1 protein-coding gene is annotated in these 283 nt (G+C 70.3%); it reads left to right on the top strand.

The window, feature by feature from the left end:
- Positions 1-283, top strand: a 283-nt coding sequence (locus tag PA598K_RS37045; protein WP_185602447.1) for a hypothetical protein, incomplete at both ends; no start/stop codon positions are given.

The following is a 283-nucleotide window of genomic DNA, read 5'->3' as shown; positions in this document are numbered from 1 at the left end:
CATGCGGGTCAATATTCCGATCGGCCAGTTCAGCTCCGATCTGACCTTCAGCTTCGGCGTGGCCGCGCCGCCGCTCGGCGGCTCTGCCTCTGAGGCATACGAGCTGGAGGTGCAGGAGGGCGGTCAGCCGGTCGGCTCGCTGGAGCAGCCGATCCTCATCGAGGTGCCGACCAGCGGCACGGGCGAGCAGCCTGAGGAGCTGGTCGCGGCGGCGCCGATCGTCGGCGGCGAGCTGCAGGAGGTCGGCGAGGTCCAGGCCGGACGCACCGTCATCGAGTCGCTG

The organism is Paenibacillus sp. 598K, assembly GCF_003851045.1.
GTDB lineage: Bacteria > Bacillota > Bacilli > Paenibacillales > Paenibacillaceae > Paenibacillus_D.
Note: the sequence above shows the minus strand (reverse complement) of the source record. Positions and strands in the feature narration are given on the sequence as shown.